This is a genomic window from Variovorax nivicola, from assembly GCF_051216475.1.
Taxonomy (GTDB): domain Bacteria; phylum Pseudomonadota; class Gammaproteobacteria; order Burkholderiales; family Burkholderiaceae_C; genus Variovorax.
In genome coordinates, this window is sequence record NZ_JBPJZK010000004.1 from 89,362 (window position 1) to 114,404 (window position 25,043).

At 67.6% G+C, this 25,043-nt stretch carries 23 protein-coding genes; 14 read left to right on the forward strand and 9 right to left on the reverse strand.

Annotated features, from left to right (window positions below):
* Positions 1-912 (reverse strand): LysR family transcriptional regulator, encoded by a 912-nt coding sequence (locus ACSFBF_RS17120; RefSeq protein WP_435468973.1) that lies wholly within the window; start codon positions 910-912, stop codon positions 1-3.
* 101 nt (positions 913-1,013) lie between these two features.
* Between ACSFBF_RS17120 and ACSFBF_RS17125 the strand changes: the two genes are divergently transcribed.
* Both ACSFBF_RS17125 and aqpZ read left to right on the forward strand, forming a co-directional pair.
* Positions 1,014-2,024, forward strand: coding sequence for a zinc-dependent alcohol dehydrogenase family protein (locus ACSFBF_RS17125; protein WP_435468975.1), 1,011 nt, complete (start codon positions 1,014-1,016; stop codon positions 2,022-2,024).
* A 164-nt stretch (positions 2,025-2,188) separates the two neighbouring features.
* Positions 2,189-2,896, forward strand: a complete 708-nt coding sequence (gene aqpZ / locus ACSFBF_RS17130) for an aquaporin Z (RefSeq protein WP_093058653.1) — start codon at positions 2,189-2,191, stop codon at positions 2,894-2,896.
* A 33-nt stretch (positions 2,897-2,929) separates the two neighbouring features.
* Here aqpZ and ACSFBF_RS17135 read toward each other — a convergent pair whose 3' ends face one another.
* From ACSFBF_RS17135 to ACSFBF_RS17155, 5 genes are all read right to left on the reverse strand, one after another.
* Positions 2,930-3,268, reverse strand: coding sequence for a hypothetical protein (locus tag ACSFBF_RS17135; protein WP_435468977.1), 339 nt, complete (start codon positions 3,266-3,268; stop codon positions 2,930-2,932).
* Positions 3,269-3,455: 187 nt separating this feature from the next.
* Positions 3,456-4,838 (reverse strand): sensor histidine kinase, encoded by a 1,383-nt coding sequence (locus ACSFBF_RS17140; protein WP_435468979.1) that lies wholly within the window; start codon positions 4,836-4,838, stop codon positions 3,456-3,458.
* Positions 4,835-5,491, reverse strand: a complete 657-nt coding sequence (locus tag ACSFBF_RS17145) for a response regulator (RefSeq protein WP_258352440.1) — start codon at positions 5,489-5,491, stop codon at positions 4,835-4,837. The genes ACSFBF_RS17140 and ACSFBF_RS17145 overlap by 4 nt, the downstream gene beginning before the upstream one ends.
* A 131-nt stretch (positions 5,492-5,622) precedes the next feature.
* On the reverse strand, positions 5,623-6,738 hold the full coding sequence (locus ACSFBF_RS17150; protein ID WP_435468981.1) for a winged helix DNA-binding domain-containing protein: 1,116 nt from the start codon (positions 6,736-6,738) through the stop codon (positions 5,623-5,625).
* Positions 6,705-7,538 (reverse strand): pseudouridine synthase, encoded by an 834-nt coding sequence (locus ACSFBF_RS17155; protein WP_093080928.1) that lies wholly within the window; start codon positions 7,536-7,538, stop codon positions 6,705-6,707. Before ACSFBF_RS17155 ends, ACSFBF_RS17150 begins: the two co-directional genes overlap by 34 nt.
* 82 nt (positions 7,539-7,620) lie before the next feature.
* Between ACSFBF_RS17155 and ACSFBF_RS17160 the strand changes: the two genes are divergently transcribed.
* The 7 genes from ACSFBF_RS17160 to ACSFBF_RS17190 all read left to right on the forward strand — a co-directional run bounded on the left by ACSFBF_RS17160 (position 7,621) and on the right by ACSFBF_RS17190 (position 14,671).
* Positions 7,621-8,691, forward strand: coding sequence for a bifunctional nicotinamide-nucleotide adenylyltransferase/Nudix hydroxylase (locus ACSFBF_RS17160; protein WP_435468983.1), 1,071 nt, complete (start codon positions 7,621-7,623; stop codon positions 8,689-8,691).
* Positions 8,692-8,755: 64 nt separating this feature from the next.
* A complete protein-coding gene (locus ACSFBF_RS17165) occupies positions 8,756-10,201 on the forward strand; it encodes a nicotinate phosphoribosyltransferase (protein ID WP_435468985.1) in 1,446 nt (481 codons plus the stop codon).
* Positions 10,202-10,527: 326 nt separating this feature from the next.
* On the forward strand, positions 10,528-11,682 hold the full coding sequence (locus ACSFBF_RS17170; RefSeq protein WP_435468987.1) for an MGDG synthase family glycosyltransferase: 1,155 nt from the start codon (positions 10,528-10,530) through the stop codon (positions 11,680-11,682).
* Entirely contained in the window at positions 11,679-12,170 is a 492-nt protein-coding gene (locus tag ACSFBF_RS17175) for a hypothetical protein (RefSeq protein ID WP_435468989.1), read from the forward strand. Before ACSFBF_RS17170 ends, ACSFBF_RS17175 begins: the two co-directional genes overlap by 4 nt.
* On the forward strand, positions 12,167-12,742 hold the full coding sequence (locus ACSFBF_RS17180; protein ID WP_435468991.1) for a dual specificity protein phosphatase family protein: 576 nt from the start codon (positions 12,167-12,169) through the stop codon (positions 12,740-12,742). Before ACSFBF_RS17175 ends, ACSFBF_RS17180 begins: the two co-directional genes overlap by 4 nt.
* A 98-nt stretch (positions 12,743-12,840) precedes the next feature.
* Positions 12,841-13,974, forward strand: coding sequence for a zinc-binding dehydrogenase (locus ACSFBF_RS17185; protein WP_435468993.1), 1,134 nt, complete (start codon positions 12,841-12,843; stop codon positions 13,972-13,974).
* A gap of 256 nt (positions 13,975-14,230) precedes the next feature.
* On the forward strand, positions 14,231-14,671 hold the full coding sequence (locus ACSFBF_RS17190; protein WP_435468995.1) for a hypothetical protein: 441 nt from the start codon (positions 14,231-14,233) through the stop codon (positions 14,669-14,671).
* Between the two features lie 19 nt (positions 14,672-14,690).
* On the opposite strand, the gene kdpE is transcribed toward ACSFBF_RS17190, so the two are convergent.
* From kdpE to ACSFBF_RS17205, 3 genes are all read right to left on the reverse strand, one after another.
* Positions 14,691-15,389, reverse strand: a complete 699-nt coding sequence (kdpE, locus tag ACSFBF_RS17195; protein ID WP_258352430.1) for a two-component system response regulator KdpE — start codon at positions 15,387-15,389, stop codon at positions 14,691-14,693.
* Positions 15,390-15,393: 4 nt separating this feature from the next.
* Positions 15,394-18,141, reverse strand: a complete 2,748-nt coding sequence (locus ACSFBF_RS17200; RefSeq protein WP_435468997.1) for a DUF4118 domain-containing protein — start codon at positions 18,139-18,141, stop codon at positions 15,394-15,396.
* 72 nt (positions 18,142-18,213) lie between these two features.
* Positions 18,214-19,185, reverse strand: a complete 972-nt coding sequence (locus ACSFBF_RS17205; protein ID WP_435468999.1) for a LysR family transcriptional regulator — start codon at positions 19,183-19,185, stop codon at positions 18,214-18,216.
* A gap of 137 nt (positions 19,186-19,322) precedes the next feature.
* Here ACSFBF_RS17205 and paoA point away from each other — a divergent pair, with 137 nt between their 5' ends.
* The 5 genes from paoA to ACSFBF_RS17230 all read left to right on the forward strand — a co-directional run bounded on the left by paoA (position 19,323) and on the right by ACSFBF_RS17230 (position 24,850).
* Positions 19,323-19,967: an aldehyde dehydrogenase iron-sulfur subunit PaoA gene (gene paoA / locus ACSFBF_RS17210; RefSeq protein WP_097200658.1), complete on the forward strand. Its 645-nt coding sequence runs from the start codon at positions 19,323-19,325 to the stop codon at positions 19,965-19,967.
* Positions 19,964-20,914, forward strand: coding sequence for an FAD binding domain-containing protein (locus tag ACSFBF_RS17215; protein ID WP_435469001.1), 951 nt, complete (start codon positions 19,964-19,966; stop codon positions 20,912-20,914). The genes paoA and ACSFBF_RS17215 overlap by 4 nt, the downstream gene beginning before the upstream one ends.
* 3 nt (positions 20,915-20,917) lie before the next feature.
* On the forward strand, positions 20,918-23,113 hold the full coding sequence (gene paoC / locus ACSFBF_RS17220) for an aldehyde oxidoreductase molybdenum-binding subunit PaoC (RefSeq protein WP_435469003.1): 2,196 nt from the start codon (positions 20,918-20,920) through the stop codon (positions 23,111-23,113).
* A gap of 105 nt (positions 23,114-23,218) precedes the next feature.
* Positions 23,219-23,923: a cysteine hydrolase family protein gene (locus ACSFBF_RS17225; protein WP_435469005.1), complete on the forward strand. Its 705-nt coding sequence runs from the start codon at positions 23,219-23,221 to the stop codon at positions 23,921-23,923.
* Between the two features lie 39 nt (positions 23,924-23,962).
* Positions 23,963-24,850 (forward strand): LysR family transcriptional regulator, encoded by an 888-nt coding sequence (locus ACSFBF_RS17230; RefSeq protein WP_435469007.1) that lies wholly within the window; start codon positions 23,963-23,965, stop codon positions 24,848-24,850.
* Positions 24,851-25,043: the final 193 nt, after the last annotated feature.

Genomic DNA, 25,043 nt, shown 5'->3' on the forward strand with positions numbered 1-25,043 from the left:
TCAGCGCGCGGCCAGCAGCGGCGGCAGGTGCTCTGCCAGCCAGTCGATCACCACCCGTGTCTTCAGCGGCAGGTAGCGGCTGCGCGGGCGGATCACGTGCAGCGCGAAGCCGAAGGGCCGCGGCTCGTCGAACACGCGCACCAGCGTGCCGGCCGCGAGCGCATCAGCCGCGAGCCAGGCCGGCAGGCGCGCGAGGCCCATGCCGCCGATGGCGGCTTCGAGCAGCACCTCGGCGCTGTCGCAGCGCAGCCTTGAAGGCAGCGTCACTTCCGCAAGACGGCCCTCGGCGTCGTTGAAGCGCCAGGACGAGATCTGGCCGTCGCGCGCATAGAGCACGGCCTCGTGCGGCTCCTTCAGGTCGTCGATGCTCGCGGGATGCCCGTGCTCGGCCAGGTAGGCGGGCGAGGCGCACAGCGCCATCCACTGCATGCCGACCGGCCGGGCGGCCAGCTCCGCGCTGTCGGCGAGTTCGCCGCTGCGGATGGCCAGGTCGAGCCCCTCTTCCACGAGATCCACGCGCCGGTCGTTGAACGAGAGTTCGAGCGACAGTTGCGGATGGCGGCGCGCCAGCGCCAGCATCAGCGGCCCGACCTTCAACCGGCCCAGCATTGCCGGCATGCTCAGGCGCACGAGGCCCGAGGCGGTGCTGCGCGCGGCATTGGTCACGGCTTCGGCCGCCTCGAGCTCGGCCAGCACGCGGCGGCAGCGCTCGTAGTAGCCGTGGCCTTCCTCGGTGAGGCTCTGGCTGCGCGTGGTGCGCAGGAAGAGCCGCGTGTTCAGGCGCGCTTCGAGCCGCGCGATGCTCTTGGCGACGGCCGAGCGCGTGACATGCAGGCGCTGCGCGGCCAGCGCGAAGCTGCCCGCCTCGACCGCCGCGACGAATTCCTCGATGCCTTGCAGACGTTGACCCATTGGAGACTTTCAAGCACCAGTGAAAGGAAAATTATCCGCCACCGGGTATCTGGCATCGTCAATAGCATGAAAGGTCCTTGTCTTCCCCGGAGTCTTTTTTCATGCAAGAACCTCGAACGCTGCGCCGCTGGCAACTCCCCAAGCTCGGCCGCGCCCACCTCGAACAGGCCGAAGCACCGCTGCCCGTGCCGGACACGAACCAGATCCTCGTGAAGGTCGGCGCTGTGTCGCTCAACTACCGCGACCTGCTGATGATTCGCGACGGCATGGGCATGACGCTCGGCCTGCCCTTCACGCCCGGCTCCGACATGGCGGGCACCGTGGCGGCCGTCGGCCCCGGCGTGACGCGCTTCGCCATCGGCGACCGGGTCGCCAACACCTTCTGGGGCGGCTGGATCGACAGCCACTGGCACGCGGAGGCCACGCTCCTTGGCGGACCCGGCCCCGGTATGCTCGCCTCGCATGTGCTGCTCGACGCCGCCTGGGCCGTGGCCGCGCCCACGACGCTGAGCCTGGCCGAAGCCAGCACGCTGCCGTGCGCGGGCCTCACCGCATGGTTCGCGCTCGCCGAGACCGGCGCGTTGCGCGCGGGCGAGACAGTGCTGATCCACGGCACAGGCGGCGTCGCGCTTTTCGGTTTGCAGATCGCGCGGCTGCACGGCGCGCAGGCCATCGTAGTCACGGGCAGCGAAGACAAGCGCGCGCAGGCGCTGGCACTCGGCGCCACGCACGTGCTGGCGCGCGACAGCGACTGGCCCGCCGAAGTGCGCCGGCTCACGCAAGGCCGCGGTGCCGACCACGTGCTCGAACTCGCGAGCGGCCCCAACCTCGACCGCTCGCTGCAGGCCGTGAAGCAGGGCGGGCGCGTGTCGATCATCGGCATGCTCGGCGGCGAGACGCTGAGCGCGTCGTTCTACGCGATGGTGCTGGGCCGCGTGACGGTGCAGGGCATCGGCGTGGGCCACCGTCGCGCGCTTGAAGACCTGGTGCGCGCCGTCGATGCGAATGCGCTCAAGCCTGTGATTGCCGCGCAGTACGGTTTCGACACGCTGCCCGCCGCGCTCGATCATCTCGAACGCGGTGCGTTCGGAAAGATCGTCGTGACGCTCTGAACGAAGACGCAACGCAGTTGCGGCACTGCACAAAAGCCGCGCCATCCGTGAACAGGTTCCGTTAGTACGAATTACACGCTCGACGCCCCCCGCTGGCGTTCCTAGAATCCGCCCGCGCACAGCCTCGTGCATTGCGCGCTTTCTCAACTTCAGGATGGAGCGTTATGGAACACAGTACCTACAAAAAGTGGTCAGCCGAGTTCATTGGTACTTTCTGGCTCACGCTCGGAGGCTGCGGAAGCGCAGTTCTGGCAGCGGCCTTTCCGGGTGTCGGCATCGGCCTGCTCGGGGTCTCGCTGGCCTTCGGTCTCACAGTGGTGACGGGCGCCTATGCACTGGGCCCGATCTCGGGCGGGCACTTCAACCCTGCCGTGTCGATCGGCCTTGCCGCCGCGGGCCGCTTCAAGGCCTCGCAGCTCGCGGGCTACATCGTGGCGCAGGTGCTCGGCGCCATCGCGGCAGCCGGCGTGCTGTACCTCATCGCCACGGGCAAGCCGGGCGCTGACATCGGCGGCTTCGCTACCAACGGCTACGGCGAGCACTCACCCGGCAAGTACGGCATGACGGCCGCATTGCTGTGCGAAGTGGTGATGACGGCCGTGTTCCTGATCGTGATCCTCGGCTCCACCGCCAAGCGCGCGGCCGGCGGCTTCGCAGGTCTTGCGATCGGCCTGTGCCTCACGCTGATTCACCTGATCTCGATCCCTGTGACCAACACCTCGGTCAACCCGGCGCGCAGCACGGGCCCGGCCCTGTTCGGGCCGTCCTATGCGGTGTCGGAACTGTGGCTGTTCTGGGCGGCACCCATTGCGGGCGCCATCATCGGCGCGGTGATCTACCGCGCCCTGCTCAGCAACGGCAACGACGACTGATTGATCGTCGTCACCGGCAGCGCAGCTTCAGCCTCAGCTGCCGCTGCCCGACTTCACCATCGGCAGTGAAGTCGATTGCCCGATCGGCTCGGTGCCGGTCGGGTGCGACGCCCCATAGGCGCCGGCCTGGATGTCGGCCACCGGCAGCGTCGAGCTCATCGCGGGTGCGCTGGTCGACTGGCCCATTGGCTCAGTACCGCTCGGACGGGCCGCGGCCATCGCGCCGGCCTGGACATCCGGGTTTTCGGCCGAGTTCATCTGCAGCGGATGGAAGTCCGAGCCATCGGTGGTTTCGGCCGATGCGGTGACGGCGCCCATGGCTGCCAGCGCAGCAAAGGAACCGACGGCGAGAAGCTTGAAGGAAGTGCGCATGACGTGTTCTCCTGATTGCAGGTTGTCCCCGGTCACGTGCCATCGCGCGAACTGCGCGTGGCAGGACCTGAGTGCACTCTAGGCACGCAGACTGAGGTGAATGTGAGGGAAGAGTTAGGCACGCGTGAGCGGCGCGTTTTTTTCTAAAGCTTTGGACCGCAGGTGCCTCGCGTGCCGGCAGCCTCCGCTAAGCCGGCTGCACGGGCAGATGCACGCGCGCCATCAGCCCCGGCCCACCGGTGCGATTGCGCAGCTCGATGCGCAGGCCATGCCGCTCGGCCGCCGTGCGCGCAATCGCCAGCCCCAGCCCGCTGCCGCCCGCCACGGCGCCGGGCACTCGGAAGAATCGATCGAACACGCGGCCGATGGCGGCCTGCGGAATGCCGGGGCCGTTGTCGAGCACGTCGACCACCGCGTGGCCCTCGACCTCGTGCAGTTTCACATCGACCACGCCGCCTTCGGGCGCGTAGCGCAGCGCGTTGTCGATCAGGTTGTCGAACACGCTGCGTAGTTCGGCCGCGGGCGCGAAAACCACCGCGGCGATGCTGCCTTCGAAGCCGATGTCCACGCGCCGCGCATCGGCCAGCACCATCAGCTGGCTCACGCTCTCGCGCAGCAGCACTTCGATGTCGACGCGCTCGCGCGCATTGCCGACGCTCTGCGGCGCATCCTGCCGCGAGAGATGCAGCAGCTGCTCGATCAGGTGCTGCGCGCGCGTGACGCCGGCTTCGAGCTGGTTGAAACGCTCGGTGGCCTCGCCTGCCGGCACGTGCGCGCGCAGGTTCTCGATCTGCAGGCCAATGGCGGCCATCGGCGTGCGCAGCTCGTGGGCTGCGTCCTGCACGAAGCGCCGCTGCGTGGCGAAGGCATTGCGCACGCGCGTCAGCAGGTTGTTGAAGGCGCCCACCAGCGGCGCGATCTCGTCGGGCACGCGTGCGAGCGACAGCTCGGTGGGGCTGCGCTCGTCCTGCGAGGCAACGTCGCGCGCCACCGCGCGCAGCGAGCGCGAAGCCGCCGACACGATGACCCACAGGATCAGCAGTGCCAGCGGCAGCAGCAGCGCGATAGGCAGGCCTTCGAACATTGCGCGGCGCAGGGCGCGGCGGCGGCGGTAGTCCTCGTTCTGCAGCACCTGCACGCGCGGCTGGTCGGCGCGCGGGCCGGGCTTGGCGGTGAACACGCGCCAGTCGGAGCCCGCATGCGCGCCCGTGTTCACGTCGCTGAAGCCGGGCTGGGGTTGCAAGGGCACCGTCAGCACGGGCCACGAGGTGGCGCGCAGCGTGTGGCCGTCGGCACTCCATATCTGCACGATGAAAGTCCCGCGCGAGAAGGCGGCCTCGCCGTCCATGGGGTGCGGCAGCTTCTGCGGATCGCTGCCTTCGTACGACTCGGCCACCAGGCGCATCTGGTCGTCCAGCGCGTTGTGCACGAGGTTGCCGTAGGCCTCGAAGGAGAACCACGCCGTGAGCACGGCCGCGCCCAGGTGCAGGGTAATGAGCCACAACAGCAGTTGCGTGCGCAGCGAACGTGGCCGCCACCAGCGGCCGCCGCTGCGCGGAACTCCGGTCATGCAGCGACGCGCCAGCCCAGGCCGCGCACGTTGCGGATCGCGTCGGCGCCGAGCTTGCGGCGCATGCCGTGGATCAGCACGTCGATTGCATTGCTCGTGACTTCCTCGCCCCAGCCATAGATGCGATTTTCAAGCTGCTCGCGCGAAAGAATGGCGCCGGGCCGCTCCAGCAGCGCATGCAGCAGCGCGAACTCGCGCGCGGTGAGCGCCTCGCGCGCGCCGTTGACCACCACTTCACGCGTGGTGAGATCGAGCTGCAACGAGCCGCTGCCGACCAGCGAATGCGCGGCGCCGTCGCGGCGGCGCACCACGGCGCGCATGCGCGCGAGCAGCTCGCGGAATTCGAAAGGCTTGAGCAGGTAGTCGTCTGCGCCGAGGTCGAGGCTGTGGATGCGGTCGTCGAGGCCGTCGCGCGCGGTGAGTACCAGCACGGGAGTGGCATCGCCGCGTTCGCGGGCGCGGCGCAGCACTTCGGTGCCGTCCTGCTTGGGCAGGCCGAGGTCGAGCAGCACGCAGGTGTAGCCGCCGTCGCCCAGCGCGCTTTGCGCCAGTTCGCCGTCGCGCACCCAGTCCGCGGACCAGCCCGCGCCCTCGAGCGCCTGCTTCAGGCTGCGCCCGATCATTTCATCGTCTTCCACCAGTAGAACGCGCATCGCGGCGACTCCTTCGGCCGCAAGGTAGCACGCGACCGGGATGATCGGAAGTGTCTGCGCCGTGGCGCAGCGTAGAAACGAATACTTAGGGCACGCTTAGACGGCGGGCACACCGCGGGGTCATGGCCTGGTCATGGCAGGCGCACGGCATGGCGTTCGCCCTCGCCGTCCGAAGCGAAGGCCAGCAGGTCGAGGGCTTCTTGCTCCACACCGGTGCGGTCGGCCCTCGACCAGCGCGTGAACGGCTCCAGCACCACGGTAGCGGCGTTCTTCGCGCGCTCGATCTTCCAGACGCCCGCCACGAACCCGTCGAGCAGCACCGTGCCGCGCACGATGCCGTTGACGGTGAACACGCGGGCACGGTGCGCCTCGCTCAGCACGCGGCTGCGGTCGGCGTGCGAGAGCAGCAGGTTGTCCCACTCGGCCACGAGGCGCGGCGGTGCGGGCGTGTCGGGGTCGGGGCGCGGCGCGCGGGGCAGGTCGAACAGCTCCTGGCCGTCTTCGCCGGTGAACACGCGCAACTGCGGCCGCAGGCGCTCGGCCACGGCCTTCCAGCCAGTGAGGCCCGACCAGGCGCCGGCGTCGGCCAGCGTGGCGGGGCCGAAGGCGGCGAGGTAGCGAAGCAGCAGGTCGTCTTGCGTGGCTGGGGCGGCATCGATAACGCCCAGCCAATCGCTGAGGGGCTGCAGCAGCGCGCTCTGGTGCGAGTTCCAGGTGCCGGCGGGCGGCAGATGCGCCAGCGGCACGTTGTTGCGGATCAGGCCAGCCAGCGAGACGGTCTCGCGGCCCTTCCATCGCAGGCCGAGGGCCTGCCCGAGTTCGGCGCTGGTGTGCGGCCGTTCGTCGAGCAGCACGCGGCCAGCCGCTACCACCGCCGCACGGTCGATGCCGTCGAGCGCCTTCTTGTGATTGCCCAGCAGGCCGCGCTGATGCACCGGCTCCAGCAGCGGACGCCACGCCAGCGCATCGCTCGCGGTCATCAGGTGCAGGGTCGCGCGCATCGTCGACATGCGCACGATGCGGCGCTTGTGCAGTGCTTCGGTCAGCTGTTCGCGCCGGAAGCCTTCGAGTCGGCTCCAGAGGCCGATGTAGGGCGGGTTGGGTGCCTGCGCCTGCAGGCCGGCCAGGCGTTCGACGGCTTGCGTCGCCGTCAGCTTGCGCCGCGCCAGCAGCATCTGCCGCGCCAGCGTGGCGCGGTTCAGCGCGCGCAGGCTCAGAACTTCTCGTGCGGCCCGAGGTAGCGCCATTGGCCCACCGGCAGATTGCCGAGCATCACTTTGCCGATGCGCACGCGCTTCAGGCCCACCACCTTCAGGCCGACCAGCTCGCACATGCGGCGAATCTGCCGCTTCTTGCCCTCGGTGAGCACAAAGCGCAGCTGCTCGGGGTTCTGCCATTCGACCCGCGCCGGCTTGAGCGGCTGGCCGTCGAGGCTCAGGCCGTGGCGCAGCCTGGCGAGCATGGCTGGAGGGAAGACCGCCTGCACGTTGGTCGTGATGGGGTCATCGTCATCCATGCGTACCAGCTGGCCGGTGGGCGCGGGCTGGCCCAGGCCGTGGTACGCCACGCGCACCAGGTATTCCTTCTCCATCACGGAGTCTTCGCCGATGAGCTGGCGCGCGATGCGACCGTCCTGCGTCATCACCAGCAAGCCGATGGAGTCGATGTCGAGCCGGCCGCACGGCGCAAGGCCGCGCAGCTGCTGGGGGCTGAAGAAGAAGCGCGCGTTGTCTTCCGCCCAGCGGTTCTGCGGCGTGAACAGCGTGACCGCCGGCTCGTGGCCGTCTTCGGCCTGCCCGCTCACGTAGCCGATGGGCTTGTTGATGAGGATGGTGACCTGGTTCGCCTGCTGGCCCTTGGCGGCCTTGTCGATCTCGATGCGATCGGACGGCGTGACCTTCACGCCCATTTCGGCCGGCTTGCCGTTGACCTTCACCCAGCCGTTGGCGATCCATTCGTCGGCCTCGCGGCGCGAGCACATCTTGAGCTCGGCCATGCGCTTGTTGAGGCGAACGGCATCGGTAGGGGGAGAAGAGGGCTCGGTCATCGGAAGCTTGATCAATGTGCGGCACCGATGCTATCCTGAACGCAAGCGCGAGTTGATCGCGCCCTTTTTGGGGGATTCCCAAGTGAGCACACGCAAGTACCAGTACGCCATCGTCATCGGGCGTTTTCAGCCCGTTCATTTCGGACATCAACGACTCATCGAAGAAGGCCTTCGCGCCGCCGATCGGGTCATCGTGGTGGTCGGCTCCGACCGCAAGCCCCGCAGCGTCAAGAACCCCTTTACCTTCGACGAACGCGAACGCATGGTGCGCGCCTGCCTGCGCGGCACCGAGCAGATGCGCGTGAGCGTGGTCGGCGTGGGCGACTCGCCCTACAACGATCAGATATGGATCGCGTCGATCCAGTCGGCGGTCGAGCGGCTCATCGTGCAGGACGGCCATGCACCCGCCAAGGCCAAGGTGGCGCTGGTGGGGCACCTGAAGGACTCATCGAGCTACTACCTCAAGCTCTTCCCGCACTGGGAGTTCGTCGGCCAGAACAGCGTTGAAAGCCTCAACGCTACCGACGTTCGCAGCCTCTACTTAGACCCCGAGAACCGCGGCCAGCTCGCGCGCGCCGACCTGCCCGACGGCACCGCCGCGTTTCTCGAACAGTTCACCACCACGGCCGACTACGCGGAGCTCTGCGAAGAGCTCGCCTTCCTGGTCGACTACCGCGACAAGTACCGCTATGCGGGCAGCGACTTTCCGCCGATCTACACCACGGTCGACGCCATCGTGGTCGAGGCCGGCCACATCCTGCTGGTGCAGCGCAAGTTCCATCCCGGCAAGGGCACCTGGGCGCTGCCTGGGGGCTTCGTCGGCCAGCACGAGCGGCTGCAGGACGCGGCCATCCGCGAGCTGAAGGAAGAAACCCGCCTCAAGGTGCCCGTGCCCGTGCTCAACGGCAGCATGAAGGCCAGCCACGTGTTCGACGCGCCCGACCGCTCGCAGCGCGGCCGCACGATCACGCACGGTTTCTTCTTCGAACTGGCGCACAACCAGTGGACTGGCCTGTCGGACGTGCGTGCCGACGACGACGCGGCCGAAGTGCGCTGGGTGCCGATTGCCGAGTTCCTCGACATGCAGGACCGCATCTACGAAGACCACTTCTTCATCGCGAATCATTTTTTGGGTGGCCTGGGCAAGAACTGAACGACCAGGCTTTGTCAGCAAGAACGGCCCCGGTTGACGGGGCCAACGTGAAAGGAGCTTTCACATGAACCGCAATCTCACCTCCTCGCCCCTGGGCAACAACCTGCTGCTGCGCACCGACTCCTACAAGGTGTCGCACTGGATGCAATATCCATCCGGCACGCAGACGGTGTACAGCTACATCGAGTCGCGCGGCGGCATCTTCAGCCACTCGTTGTTCTTCGGCCTGCAGGCCTATCTGCGTGAATATCTGCAGACGCCGGTAACGCGCGACGACGTGGAAGAAGCCGCCCTGCTCATGGCCGCGCATGGCGAGCCCTTCAACCGCGAAGGCTGGCTGCGCCTGATCGAGAAGCACGGCGGGCTGATGCCGGTGCGCATCCGCGCGGTGCCCGAAGGCAGCGTGCTGCCGGTGCACAACGTGCTCGCGACCATCGAGAACACCGACCCCGAGTTCTTCTGGGTCACGAGCTTTCTCGAGACCGAACTGTTGCGCGCGATCTGGTACCCCACCACGGTGGCCACGCTCTCGGCCGCCGCGCGCACCACGCTGTTGCGGTATCTCGAAGCGACTTGCGACGACCCGCAAGGGCAGATCGCCTTCAGGCTGCACGACTTCGGCGCACGTGGTGTGTCGAGCCTCGAATCGGCCGCGCTCGGCGGCATGGCCCACCTGGTGAACTTCATGGGCACCGACACGCTGGCCGCGCTGGTGGCCGCGCGCCGGTATTACGACTGCGATGTGGCGGGCTTCTCGATTCCCGCGGCCGAGCACAGCACCATCACGGGCTGGGGCCGAGAGCACGAAGCCGACGCCTACAGCAACATGGTCGACCAGTTCGGCAAGCCCGGCGCGACCTTCGCGGTGGTGAGCGACAGCTACGACATCTTCAATGCCTGCGCGCGCATCTGGGGCGACGAGTTGAAGGCGAAGGTGGTGGCCTCGGGCGCGACGCTGGTGGTGCGGCCCGACTCGGGCGACCCGGCCGAGACCACGCTGAAGGTGGCGCAGATACTGGCCGAGCGCTTCGGCACGACGACCAATGCAAAGGGTTTTCGGGTGCTGAACAACGTGCGCATCATCCAGGGCGACGGGGTGAACCTCGACTCGCTGCGGCTGTGCCTGTCGAACTTCTATCACAACGGTTTTTCGACGGAGAACATCTCGTTCGGCATGGGTGGCGGGCTGTTGCAACAGGTCAATCGCGACACCATGCAGTGGGCGATGAAGTGCTCGGCCATGCAGGTGAACGGCGAGTGGCGCGACGTGTACAAGTCGCCCGTGGGCGATGTGAGCAAGGCCTCGAAGAAGGGGCGGCTTGCGCTGGTGCGTGATGCGAATGGCGTCGAGAACACCGTGCGTGAAGAAGCGCTTGTGGCAGGTCAGGTCGACCTGCTGCAGACGGTGTTCGAGAACGGGCGCATTGTCGAGAGCACCACGTTCGATGCAATACGCGAGCGAGCTGCCATCGGGGTGAACCAGTTCGTCACCTCGCGCGCGCCGCTCTGAGGCTGCTTCGGTCCTTCTTCGGGGCGGGTGCGAATGACACCGGGTACTCCCCTCCGCGAATGTCCCCCGCCTTCGGCTCCTCCTTTATTTCGCTGCGGGGAGTACCCGGTGCCATTCGCACATCAGCGCTGCTCTCGTGCCGGTGGTTCGGCCGCTGCGCCCGACGATCACGTCGATGGGGTGTCTTGCGCAGCGAAATAAAGGAGGAGGCCGAAGGCCGGGGGACATTCGCGGAGCAAGGCACCCCGTCGGCGTGAGCGCGCCCCAGGCTCCCCAAAGAGCAGTGCCACAAGGCATAGCCATAATCCGCCCAGACCGCCGAATCCATGACCAAACTCCTGATCCTCAGCGTGAGCGCCGGCAACGGCCACGTGCGTGCAGCACAGGCGCTTGCCGCCACCGCCCAGAACCTAGTCCCGCCCTGCACGGCGGTTCACATCGACGCGATGGCCCACGTGGCCAGCGGCTTCCGCAAGGTCTACACCGACTGGTACATCCAGCTCGTGAACCGCGCACCAGAGCTGTGGTCGTACCTGCACCAGCGCACCGACACCACGCCGCACCACGCGCCCTCGCAACGCCTGCGCCGTGGCATCGAGCGGTTGAGCACCGGCGCGCTGGTGCGCGAAATCCGCCGCGAGAAGCCCGATGCAGTGGTCTGCACGCACTTCCTGCCGGCCGAACTGCTGATGCGCGAGCGCAACCGCGGCCGCATCGAATATCCCGTGTGGCTGCAGATCACCGATTACGACCTGCACAACATGTGGCTGGTGCCCGGCATGGCGGGCTACCTTGCTGCAACGGAAGAAGTCGCCTTCCGCCTGCGGGCGCGTGGCATTCCGGCGGAACGCATTCACGTCACCGGCATTCCGGTGATGCCGGCGTTTTCCGAACCCGATGTGCCGGCGCTCGCGCGCAACGCCTGCGCGGCGGAACTCGGCCTCGATCCTTCGCGCCCCGTGCTGCTGATGGCCTCGGGCGGTGCCGGCGTCGGTGACCTGCCGAGCATGGTCGAGCGGGTGCTCGGCCTGGGTGGGCATGACGGAAAGGAAGGCAACTTCCAGGTGATCGCCGTCGCGGGCCGCAACGTGGAGGCGCACGGCAAGCTCGAAGCGCTGGCCAGGCGCTATCCGGGCCGCGTGGTGGCCATCGGCTTCACCAACGAAATGCACAAGATGATGGCTGCGTCCGACCTCGTGGTGACCAAGCCCGGCGGCCTCACGGTCTCGGAATGCCTGGCGCTGGGCAAGCCGATGCTGCTGATCTCGCCCATTCCCGGGCAGGAAGAACACAACGCCGGCTTCCTGATGGAAGAAGGCGCCGCCTGGCTGGCCTATGACGCCATCGGCCTCGACTACAAGGTGGCGCGCCTGATGGCCGACCCCGGCAAGCTCGCGACCATGGCTGCGCGCAGTCGGGCGCTGGGCAAGCCGCAGGCGGCGCGCGCGGTGCTGCAACACGTGCTGGGTGCCAAGGCGTGAGCGGCGCCGTCGAAAAGACGAGCGTGGCCCGCACGCTCGGTTATCTCGCCTGGGTGGTCGTCATGGCCTTCTTCTTTGCCAATGCCGAGATCCAGATCGAAGGCGGCGCGGGCTGGGCCACGTCGCTGCCGACCTGGCGCATCGAGAACAGCATCTGGCTCGATATCTTCTGGGGCGGCCGCGCGATGACGGGCTACCACGCCTGGGTGTTCACCTTCATGGCGCTGGTGTTCTTCTCGCCGCTGGCCTTCAACGGACGCTGGACGTGGCGCGACGTGGGGCTGGCGGGGGCAGGCCTCATCGTGTTCTGGGTTTGCGAAGACTTCAGCTGGTTCCTCATCAACCCGGCCTTCGGCTGGGCGCGCTTCAACCCGGTCGATGCGTTCTGGCACAAGCATTGGATGTGGGGTGCGCCGGTCGACTACTGGGGCGGTCTCGCGGTGGCGGCACTGATACTGGCAACGCGGCACTGGCCGCGCAAGAAATGACGAGCAAGAAGCACAGGGCCGCTGCTGCAGCGGCAGAAGAGGGCATCGCCGACCCGCGCCCCGGCCACTGGGCCGATCCGCTGGACGCACTGCAGGTCGAGAACCTGCATCGCGTCACGCCCACGCTGTACCGCAGCGCGCAGCCGCGGCGCGCCAACATGGCGGCGCTGCAATCGCTGGGCATCCACACCGTGGTGAGCCTGCGCTCATTCAACGACGACAGGAAGGTGTTCGCGGGCAGCGGCATCCGGCTGGTGCGCGTGCCGATCAACACCTGGTCCATCGACGACGCCAAGGTGCTGCGCGCGCTGCTCGCCATCCGCGAGGCCGAGAAGCACGGTCCGGTGCTCATCCACTGCATGCATGGCGCCGACCGCACCGGCGTGGTCGCGGCGGTGTACCGCATGGCGGTGCAGGACTGGGACAAGGACAGCGCTCGCCACGAGATGCTGCGCGGCGGCTACGGCTATCACACGCTGTGGCGCAACATTCCGCGTTATATCGAGCGGCTCGACCCGGTGAAGATGCGCCATGCGCTGGCCCATGCCCCGGTGGTGCCCATGGTGTCCTGAAGGCGCCAGCGCCTTTCGTACCCCGCTCCTATACTGGCCGCCCCGTGGCCACAGGCCATCTGCGAACCTCCCGCGAACCTTCTGAAAAGGGCTCTTCCATGGCACTGCAAATCCGCTCCCTCATTCGCGCCAGCGGCGAACTCGAACTCTCGCTGCACGACGACCCGATTCCCGAACCGCAGGCCCACGAAGTGGTGATCCGCGTCGAGGCGTCGCCCCTGAACCCGTCGGACCTGGGCCTGCTGTTCGGCGCGGCCGACATGAGCACGGCCAAGGCCTCCGGCACGGCCGAGCGCCCCGTCGTCACTGCCACCGTGCCCGAACGTGTGCTTCCTGCAATGGCGGCGCGGCTCGACCAGTCGATGCCGGTCGGCAACGAAGGCGCGGGCGTGGTGGTGAAAGCCGGTTCGTCGCCGGCTGCGCAGGCCCTGCTCGGCAAGACCGTAGCTGCCATCGGCGGCGCGATGTACTCGCAGTACCGCTGCCTCGCCGCCGCCCAGTGCCTGGAGCTGCCCGCCGGCACCAAGCCGGCCGAAGGCGCCTCGTGTTTCGTCAACCCGCTCACGTCGCTCAGCATGGTCGAGACCATGCGCATGGAAGGCCACAAGGCGCTGGTGCACACGGCTGCTGCATCCAACCTGGGCCAGATGCTCAACAAGATCTGCCAGAAGGACGGCATCGCCCTCGTCAACATCGTGCGCAAGCAGGAGCAGGAAGACCTGCTGCGCGGCCTGGGCGCGAAGTACGTGTGCAACGCGACCTCGCCCACCTTCCTCGAAGACCTGACGCAGGCGCTGGTCGAGACCGGCGCCACGCTGGCCTTCGACGCCACCGGCGGCGGCAAGCTCGCGGGACAGATCCTCAGCTGCATGGAAGCGGCCATCAACCGCACCGCCAAGGAATACAGCCGCTACGGCTCGACCACGCACAAGCAGGTGTACATCTACGGCGGCCTCGACCGCGCTCCCACCGAGTTCGTGCGCAACTTCGGCATGGCGTGGGGCATGGGCGGGTGGCTGCTGTTCCCGTTTCTCGGGAAACTCGGCGATGCCGGCACGCAGCGTTTGAAAGCGCGTGTTGTCGCTGAACTGAAGACGACGTTTGCGAGCCACTACACGCGTGAGGTGTCGCTGGTCGAGGCGCTGCAGCTCGATGCGATCGGCGTTTATGGGAAGCAGGCTACTGGTGAGAAGTTCTTGTTGAATCCGAACAAGGGTGTTGCTGCGGCCTGAGAAAGTTCGTCTTCAGGGGCGCGCTCACGCCGACGGCGTGCTCTGCTCCGCGAATGTCCTCCGGCCTTCGGCCTCCTCCTTTATTTCGCTGCGCAGAGCACACCATCGACGTGATCGATGGACGCAGCGGTTGATCGGCCAGCACAAGCGCTGCGTCCAACCCCTTCCCCCGACGAACGTCATCGATCCGTAAAACTGGCGAAGGGCAAGAAGGGTGTAATCCAGGCTCATCATTCAGCTTGCTGAGGAACAGAAGATGGGAATACTCTCGGATTTCTTCGTCGCCAGCCCCGAAGAGGCATTGCGCTATGCCAACCGGATCGAGGAGCCCGATGAGGGCGACGAGATCGAGGAACTGCTGGAGCCAGTCCAGTACAAGCGATTCACTGACATTGAGATCACGACGCTCTGGGCCATCATGGAAGACAAGGAGTGGGACGTCGACAGGCACATGCTCGAATACGTCGAACTCGGCGAAGACAACGATGCGTGGCTCAATCGATTTCCCGATGAACTGACGACATTGTTGACCCAAGTCGACTCTGCATCGCTGGTCCCCGTGCTGGAGCGATGGGCAAACACGGAGGAGCTCGCGTGCGAGCCCACCGAGCTGCATCCGGTCATGGAAGACCTCCGGAGGCTCGCAGCCGAGGCGGTCGGCAAGAAGAAGTCTGTCTATCTGTGGGGCTGCCTCTAAGGCATCCCCTTGCGTGCAGCTACACCACCAACCGATACCCCACGGCAGTCTCAGTCAACAGATGCCGGGGCTGCGCCGGATCGGCCTCCAGCTTCTGCCGCAGATGCCCCATGTAGATCCGCAGGTAATGGCTCTGGTCGGAATGCGAAGGCCCCCACACTTCGCGCAGCAGTTGGCGCTGCGTCAGCACGCGCCCCGCGTTCGCGACCAGCACCGACAGCAGGCGGTACTCGGTAGGCGTCAGGTGTACCTCCACGCCTGAACGCCGCACCAGCCGCGCAGCACGATCAAGCTCGATCTCGCCGAAGCGGAACAGCGCCTCGGGAGGCTCTTCGGTGCTGCCGCCTGCCGCTCGCGGACGGCGCAGGTTGGCTCGCACCCGCGCCAGCAATTCGCCGGTGCCGAAAGGCTTCGTCAGGTAGTCGTCGGCGCCCGCGTCGAGCGCAGCGATCTTGTCGGCTTCGTCAGTGCGCGCGGACAGCACGATGATCGGCACCGCCGACCAGCCACGCACGTCGCGGATCAGCGAGACGCCATCGCCATCGGGCAGGCCCAGATCGAGCACCAGCAGATCGGGCTGTCGCGTGCCGGCCGCCGCCAACCCATCGCGCAATGTGCCGGCCTCATGCACCACCCAGCCTTCGGCCTCGAGCGCGCCGCGCACAAAGCGGCGAATCTGCGGCTCGTCTTCGATCACGATGGCGATGGGGGTTGGCATGGGTTCAGAGTTGGGCTTCTGCCGGTTCGGGAGGCTCGCGGCGGGGCAAAGTGACCGTGAATTCTGCACCGCCGTCGCGCGCGTTGCCCGCAGCAATTTCGCCGCCGTGCGCGTTCACCACGGCCTTGCAGATTGCAAGGCCCAGGCCCACGCCGGGCGTGGCCGATTCAACTTCGCCGCGCGTGAACTTGTCGAACAGCTTCTGCTCGTGGCCCAGCAGCGCGGCCGGCAGGCCGGGGCCGTGGTCGCGCACCGTCAGCACCAGCGTGCCGGGCTCGGCCCGCGCGCCCACCACGATGGGCGGCGCGCCGTATTTGGTGGCGTTCTCCAGCAGGTTGACCAGCACGCGCTCGATCAGCACCGCGTCGAACTCGACCAGCGGCAGGTCGGGGTCGAGCGCGGTCTGCACGACGGTGTTGCCGAGCGACGTGCGCGCCGCGCGAATCGCGGAGCCCACCACTTCCTCCACCGACTGCCAGTCGCGTCGCAGGTTCACGGCACCGCCCGCGATGCCGCTTTCGAGCCGCGCCATGTCGAGCAGGTTGTTGACCAGCGCATGCAGCTCGTGCGCCTGCGCGACGATGGCGCGCGCGGTGTTGCCGTGCTCCTCGGGCGGCAGGGTCTGCAGCGATTCGGCCAACGCGATCAGCGCGGTGAGCGGCGTGCGCACGTCGTGCGAGATAGCGCCGAGCAAAGCGTTGCGCAGTCGCTCCGATTCCATCTCGACCACGGCCTGCTGCGCCACCTCGACGTAGTGCACGCGCTCCAGCGCGATCGCGATCTGCCGCGCCAGCGTGTCGAGCTGCTGCGCCTGTTCGGGAATGAGCAGCCAGCGCGGCTGCGCGGGTGACAAGGCGAGCACGCCGCGCACACGCATCGGCGCCTGCAGCGGCACGTAGTGCCAGGCCTGCGCTGCCAGCGTGGCGGTCGCAAGGCCGGCGGGCTGGGCGTGGCGGAAGGCCCAGTCGGCCACCTGCGGGTCGAAGCCCTTGGGAGGGTCGGCGGGCAGCATCAGTTGATCGGACGCGTCGGTCACCAGCACTAGCGCATCGCCGCCGAAGTGGCCCCGCACGGCAGCGGTGCCGAGCGTGACCACCTGCGAGCTCTCCAGCGCAGCCGACAGTTCGCGCGTGAGCTCGAACAGCGAACGCGCGCGCCGCTCGCGGCTGGCCGACACGCCAGCCGCGAAGCGCAGCCCCGCCGTAAGCTGCCCCACCAGCAGGCCGACGCCGAGCATGATCGCGAAGGTCAGCACGTACTGCACGTCGCTCACTGCGAACGACAGGCGCGGCGGCACGAAGAAATAGTCGAAGGCCGCGACGTTGAGCAGAGCCGCCAGCGCCGCGGGCCCGCGCCCGAAGCGCATCGCCACGCCCACCACGCCGAGCAGGAACAACATGACGATGTTCGACAGCTCCAGCACGTGGGCCAGCGGCGTGCAGATCAGCGTGAGCGCGATGCTGGTGGCAGCGGCCCATGCGTAGGCGGGCCAGTAGGTGGGCGCCTTCTCGTGATCGTCGCTGTCGATGCGCATGCCCTCCAGCTGGGTGTGCGACAGGCGGCGCGAGCTTTCCGCGCGGGCCACTTCCATGATGTCGAGCGCGGGCGCCCGTTCGGCCAGCGCACGCGCCAGCGGCTGAGCTCCCGCGGGCCACCAGCGGCGCCAGCCGGTAGCGGGTTCGGCGCGCCCCAGCACCAGCGTCGCGCAGTTGAGCCGGCGCGCCTGTTCGGCCAGCTGCTCTGCCACGTCGGAGCCGGTAAGCACGGCGGTGGCTGCGCCCAGCTCTTCCGCCAGCTTGAGCACAGCAAGAGTGCGATCGCGCTCCGCCGCGGCCAGCCGCTGCAGCCTGGGCGTCTCTACATACACCGCATGCCAGCGCACGTTGAGCTGGCCCGCCAGCCGCGCGGCAGTGCGCACCGTCTGCGCCGCGCCTTCATGCGGACCGACGCAGGCGAGGATCGCACCCGACGTATTCCAGGCCTGCAGCTCGCGGCCCTGCCCGTTGCCGCCAACGCCCGACTGCTCCACCCGCCAGCCGCGCACGTCGTCTTCCACATGCTCGGCGGTGCGGCGCAGCGCGATCTCGCGCAGTGCGATCAGGTTGCCCTTGCGAAAGAAGTTCTGCGCGGCGCGCTCGGCCTGCTGCGGCAGATAGACCTTGCCGGCCGCGAGCCGCGCCGTGAGTTCGTCGGGCGTGACATCGACCAGCACCACCTCGTCGGCCTCGTCGAGCACGGTGTCGGGCACGGTCTCGTGCACACGCACGCCGGTGATGGCGCCGACCGTGCCGTTGAGGCTTTCAAGATGCTGCACGTTGAGGGCCGACCACACCTCGATGCCAGCGGCCAGCAGCTCCTGCACGTCTTGCCAGCGCTTGGCGTGGCGCGAGCCGGGGGCGTTGGTGTGGGCCAGTTCGTCGACCAGCAGCACGGCGGGCTTGCGCGCGAGCGCTGCGTCGAGGTCGAACTCGGCGAGCGTGCGGCCGCGGTAGTCCAGCTTGCGCAGCGGCAGTGCCTCCAGCCCCGTGAGCAACGCGGCAGTCTCGCTGCGGCCGTGGGTTTCGATCACGCCAATCAGCACGTCGCGGCCGGTGGCGTGCTCGCGCTGCGCGGCGCTCAGCATCGCCCAAGTCTTGCCGACACCGGCGCTGGCGCCGAAGTAGATGCGCAGCTTGCCGCGCAGTGCGCGCGCCTCGTCGCTGCGCAGTTGCGCTAGCAGAGCGTCGGGGTCGGGGCGGGAAACGTCGTTCATCGGCGGCACAGGTTAGCGCATAGGCCACAAAGGAGGTGCGACGCCGTGGCCCCGTTTGAATGCCGGCTCACCCTATCGGCGTGCATGCGCAAGCCGCCCTGCGGATTCCGCGGAGCGCAACTCTTCCGCCGTCAGCAGATAGGCGGGGTTGTTGGTCAGCCGCTGGATGGCCAGGTCGATGAATGCCTTGGCGCGCGCGGGCTGGGCCGCGCGGCTTCCGTAGTAGACGAACACGGCCGAACGGTCGGCGGCATGCTCGCTCAGCAGCGGTATCAGGCGCCCGGCCCGGATGTGCGAAGCGGCGCTCACGCTGGTCATCAGCCCGATGACATGCCCCGCCAGCACCGCTTCAGTTTCCAGCGCTTCGTCGTTGACGCACAGCGCCGGAACGATGTGGTGCTCGACGACATCCTCCCCGACCTTCACGTACCAGGGCATGACCTTGCCCGTGCTGGGGAGACGGAAGCCGCTGCAGCGATGCGCCGCCAGCGCGTTCAGGCTGTCCGGTGCGCCATGGCGGTCAAGGTACGACGGGGCCGCGCAGACGATGAGCTGAAGACCGAACAACCTTCGCGCAATGACGCCCTCGGCCGGCGACGGGCCGACGCGAAAGCCCACGTCGACGCGGTCTTCCACCCAGTTGCCGATGCGGTCGTCGAGTTGCACGTCGGGCTGCACTTCGGGGTAAAGCCTGCAGAACTCGTCGAGCAAGGGCCAGAAAACGGGCGCGAAGGTCGATCGCGGCCCCACGATGCGCAGCGGCCCCGCAATCTCGTCGGTCGCGCGGCGCGCCATGTGCAAGGCACGCTGCAGGCCGAGCAGCGCGGGCTGCGCGGCTTCCAGAAACTGCCGCCCCTCGTCGGTGAGCGCCATGCTGCGCGTGGTGCGGTGGAACAGCCGCACACCGAGGTGCTGCTCCAGCTGGGCCAGGGCCTGGCTGGCGGCCTGTGGCGTCATCCCCTGTGCCGCGGCGGCTTGGCGCAGGCTGCCGAGCTCAGCCGTCTTGGCGAATGTGGCGATGGAACGCAGTTCATTGATAGGCATAAAGGCCTCCAGTGTGGCCGTCGATTATCAAGAGCAACTTGTCAGTGCATCAAGGCCGCGCCGCCTAGTTGGGCCCGGGGGTGCCGGCCTACATTGGTGGATTGCAGTTGTTCGAGATGAAAGGCACGCGGCACGGCATGAATACCCCCGACGAACCCACCACCATCTCCAGGCGCGACCTGCTGATTGCCGGAGCCGCTTCGGCGGCAGTGGTCGCGGAGGCTCCTGCGGCCAACGCGGCAACGACACCCGCACCAAAGCTCTCCGGCCTGTCGAAGACGACCATTGAAGTGAATGGCAAGACGCACGTCCTCACGCTGGACAACCGCACCACCCTGCTCGATGCGTTGCGCGAGCACCTGCACCTGACCGGCACCAAGAAGGGATGCGACCACGGCCAATGCGGCGCCTGCACCGTGATGGTGGACGGCCGCCGCATCAACTCGTGCCTGACCCTGGCGGTAATGCACGAAGGCGCCAAGGTCACCACCATCGAAGGCCTGGGCAAGCCGGGTGCGCTGCACCCGATGCAGGCCGCCTTCGTGAAGCACGACGGCTACCAGTGCGGCTACTGCACGCCGGGGCAGATCTGCTCCGCCGTCTCCGTGCTGAACGAGATTCGCGAAGGCATCCCCAGCCACGTGAGCGCCGACCTGACGGCCAGGCCTCAGGTCACGGTGGTGGAGTTGCGCGAACGCATGAGCGGCAACATCTGTCGATGCGGGGCCTACAGCAACATCGTCGATGCGATCACCGAAGTGGCCGCGGGGAGAACGGCATGAAGTCTTTCACCTACGAGCGCGTGTCTTCGCCGACGGAAGCCGTCATGAAGGCGGCAAGGGTTCCGGGTGCACGCTTCATCGCGGGCGGCACCAATCTGCTCGACCTGATGAAGCTGGAGATCGAGACGCCCGCGCACCTGATCGACGTCAACGGCCTGGGCTTCGACAAGATTGAAAGCACACCCGACGGCGGCCTGCGCATCGGCGCGCTGGTGCGCAACACCGATCTTGCCGCCGACAGCCGCGTGCGGCGCGACCATGGGCTGCTCGCACGCGCCCTGCTCGCCGGCGCATCGGGCCAGTTGCGCAACAAGGCGACGACCGCGGGCAACCTGTTGCAGCGAACGCGCTGCCCCTACTTCTATGACACCAACCAGGCCTGCAACAAGCGCCAGCCCGGCAGCGGCTGCGCGGCCATCGGCGGATACACGCGCCAACACGCGATCGTGGGCACGAGCGATGCATGCATCGCGACGCATCCGAGCGACATGGCCGTCGCGATGCGCGCGCTCGATGCAACGGTGGAGACGATTCGTTCCGACGGCTCACGGCGCACCATCCCCATCGCGGACTTCCACAAGCTGCCCGGCGCCACGCCGCATGTTGAAACAGCGCTGACGCCCGGCGAGCTGATCACGTCGGTCAAGCTCCCCGCACCAGTGGGCGGCAGGCACATCTATCAGAAGGTGCGCGACCGGGCCTCCTACGCCTTTGCGCTGGTTTCAGTAGGCGCGATCGTGCAGCGCGACGGCAGTGCCCGCGTTGCGGTGGGCGGTGTCGCACACAAGCCGTGGCGCGTCGAAGCAGCCGAGGCCGAGATGCCCCGCGGCGCCAGGGCCGTGACCGCGGCGTTGCTTGCCGGCGCCAAGCCCACTTCGCAGAACGCCTTCAAGGTGTCGCTGGTCGAGCGCACGCTCGATGCGGTGCTGACGCAAGCCAGGAGCTGAGCGATGAAGTTCGACACCCCCGCCACCACCAACCCCATCGACCAGCTGAAGGTGATCGGCCAGCCGGTGGACCGCATCGACGGTCCGCTCAAGACCACGGGCACGGCGCCCTATGCGTACGAGCGGCATGACGTCGTGCCCAACCAGGCGTATGGCTACATCGTCGGATCGGCCATTGCCAAGGGCCGGATCCTCTCGCTAGACCTGAGCCGCGCGAAGGCCGCGCCCGGCGTGATCGCCATCGTCACGCATGAGAACGCAGGCAAGCTGGGCAAGGGCAACTTCAACACTGCGCGGCTGCTCGGCGGCCCCGTCATCGACCACTACCACCAGGCCATCGCGCTCGTCGTCGCGCAGACCTTCGAGCAGGCAGTCGCCGCAGCGCAGCTCGTGCAGGTGAAGTACGCGCGCTCCGAAGGCAGCTTCGGCCTCGCCGAGGCAAAAGCTGCGACGGACCGCAAGACGATCAACCGCGACAACACCGTCGGCGACTTCGCAGGCGCGTTCGTCAAGGCCGAGGTGCGGCTGGACCAGACCTACACCACGCCCGACCACTCGCACGCGATGATGGAGCCGCAAGCCACCATCGCCGCGTGGGACGGCGACAGGCTCACCGTGTGGACCTCGAACCAGATGATCGACTGGACCACCGGCGAACTCGCGAAAACGCTGGACATGCCCAAGGACAAGGTCCACCTCATGTCGCCCTACATCGGCGGCGGCTTCGGCGGCAAGCTGTTTCTGCGCGCGGACACGCTGCTGGCGGCACTGGGCGCGCGCATTGCGCGGCGACCGGTGAAGGTCGCGCTGCAGCGCCCGCTCATCGCCAACAACACCACGCACCGGCCCGCGACGATCCAGCGCATTCGCATCGGCGCCACCGCGCAGGGAAAGATCACCGCCATTGGCCATGAGAGCTGGTCCGGCAACCTGGTGGACGGCAAGCCCGAGAACGCGGTGCAGCAGACGCGCCTGCTCTACGCGGGCGAACACCGGCTCACCGGCACCCGGCTGGCCTTGCTCGACCTGCCCGAAGGCAATGCGATGCGCGCGCCGGGCGAGGCGCCGGGGCTGATGGCGCTGGAGATTGCAGTCGACGAAATATCGCAGCAGCTGGGCATCGACCCCATCGAATTCCGCGTGCTCAACGACACGCAGGTAGACCCGGCCAACCCGAGCCGCCCCTTCTCGCAGCGCCGCCTCATCGAGTGCCTGCGCACCGGGGCCGAGCGCTTCGGATGGAACAAGCGCAGCGCGCGGCCCGGCCTCGTGCGCGACGGCCGATGGCTCGTCGGCATGGGTGTGGCGGCCGCCTTCCGCAACAACCAGGTGATGAAGTCGGCCGCGCGCGTGGCATTGGATGCGCGCGGCATCGTGACCGTCGAGACCGATATGACGGACATCGGCACCGGCAGCTACACGATCATTGCGCAAACGGCCGCCGAGATGATGGGCGTGCCGCTCGAACGCGTGGTCGTGCGGCTCGGCGATTCGCACTTTCCCGCATCGGCCGGTTCGGGCGGGCAATGGGGTGCCAACTGCTCGACGGCTGGCGTCTACGCGGCTTGCACCAAGCTGCGGGAGGTGGTCGCGCAACGTGCGGGGCTTGACGCCGCCAGCGCTGTCTTCGCAGACGGCATGGTGCGCGCGGGTGGCCGGAGCGTGCCGCTCGCCGGTATCGCGGGCGGCGAGAGCATCGTCGCGGAAGACGTGCTGGAGTTCGGCAACCTGGACAAGCAATACCAGCAGTCCACCTTCGGCGCGCACTTTGTGGAAGTCGGCGTGGACGCATTCACCGCCGAGATACGTGTGCGGCGCATGCTCGCTGTCTGCGCCGCGGGCCGCATCCTCAACCCCAAGTCGGCGCGCAGCCAGGTCATCGGCGCGATGACCATGGGCGTCGGAGCCGCGCTCATGGAAGAGCTCGCCGTGGACGAACGCCTGGGCTTCTTCGTCAATCACGACCTGGCCGGCTACGAGGTGCCGGTGCATGCCGACATCCCGCACCAGGAAGTGATCTTCCTGGACGAGACCGACCCGATCTCCTCGCCGATGAAGGCCAAGGGCGTCGGTGAACTCGGCATCTGCGGCGTGGGCGCTGCCGTGGCGAACGCGATCCACAACGCGACGGGAATACGGGTGCGCGACTATCCGATCACGCTGGACAAGCTCATCAGTCGGATGCCTGATGCGGCTTGATGTGCGCAAACCGCACAACACTTGTAGCCGTGCCGGCCTATGCGTAGCCCATAGCCGTTCCTAGACTTCCTCATCACTTTTGATGGATCTCCAGGAACAGCAACCATGTCAGGACTCTCTCGCCGCGGACTCATGAGCGCACTGGCCGTGCCCTGCGCGGCCGGCATCGTCGGCACCGCCGCTGCGGCATCGCACTTCGCTCCCACACCCACCCTCCGCGCCATGTCGGGCGCGAAACCGCTGCAGCGGTTGAACGGCAAGGCCACGGCCTTGCTGGTGATCGATTTCCAGAACGAGTACTTCACCGGCCGCATGCCCATTGCCGACGCAGCGGGCGCCGTCGCCCATACGAAGCGCCTGCTGGCGTGGGCCGATCGGCATGCCCTCCCCGTGTTCCAGATACAGCATGTGGCGCCGGCAGGCTCCTCGACCTTCGCCCAAGGTGGCGACACCGTGAAGTTCCATGCGGACATGCAGCCGAGGGCGCGCGATGTCATCGTGCAAAAGACCACGGTCAGCGTGTTCGCAAGCACCGACATCGCACAGCGCCTGCGCTCAGCCGGCGTGCAGACGCTCGTCATCACCGGACTCATGACTCACGCATGTGTGGCCGGCGCTGCCCGCGACGGCGCCGTGCAGGGGTTCGACGTGGTGGTGTCGTCCGATGCCACGGCCACCCGTTCGATCCGCCGCGAGAACGGCGACACCGTTTCGCACGAGAGCCTGCATCGCGCGGCGCTGGCCGAGATCGAGGACACCTTCGGCGAGGTGCTGACCACTGCGCAGATCCTGGCGTTGCCGGTTGCCTGAAAATGCGAACGATCTAAGGAACCCGCAGGAGGGCGGCGCATGGATCAGGTGAAGGCGATGCGCGCCTTTCAACGCATCGCGCAAGCGAAGAGCCTTTCGTCCGCGGCGCAGTCGCTGGGTACCACGCACTCCAGCCTGTCGCGGCAGTTGCAGGCGCTGGAGGAATCGCTCGGCGCGCAGCTGGTGCGGCGCGATACGCGCGGCATCACGCTGACCGAGGCGGGCGAGCGCTATCACGCTGCATGCACTGACATCCTCTCGCGGCTGGATGCGGCCCATGCCGATGCGGCGACGGATGGCAAGGCTCCCACCGGCACGCTGAGAGTGAGCATGCCGCTTGCGATCGCAACGCTCGACCTTCCGGACTGGCTGCCTGCCTTCCAGGCGCGCCATGCGGGCATCCGGCTGGAAGTCGTCTGCACAGACCGCTTCACGAAGCTGGTCGCCGAGGGCATCGACGTCGCGCTGCGCATCAGCGCCGAACTGGAGGACGCATCCATGATGGCTCGGACACTGGCGGTGTCCGACATGGTGCTGGTCGCGGCGCCACGGTATCTGGTCGATCACGGCCTGCCCCGCACGCCGGAAGACCTGTCGCAGCACCAGTGCCTGCAGCACAACGGGCCGGAAAGCCCCGCGCACTGGACCCTGCACATGCGCGACGGGCGGCAGCAAACGTTCAAGCCAGATTCGCGCTTCGCATGCGACACGATCACCGCGCTGTATTCGGCCGCGAAATGCGGGCTGGGCATTGCGGCGTTCACGTGGCACACGGTGCGCGCCGATCTTCAGGCGGGTGCGCTGGTACGCGTTCTGCCGGAGGTCACGCTCGGGCAGCGCACCTATGCGGCGCTCTATCCACGCACGCGGCACGTGCAGCCCGCGGTGCGCGCCTTCATCGATTTCATGGCAACTCACTACAGATAGACAGGCAGCAAGGCACCGGGTTGTCACAACCCGGGTGGGTGGCACGTCTTCTTCAGGTCAGCGGGAATCCCCGCGTAACCCTGGAGAACTCGACATGCACAGCCTTTCACAAATAGCCCCGGCCTATGACGGCCATTGCCACGCCTTCATCGACAGGCCGCCGGCATCTTTTAATAATCAAAGTACTTTCTTT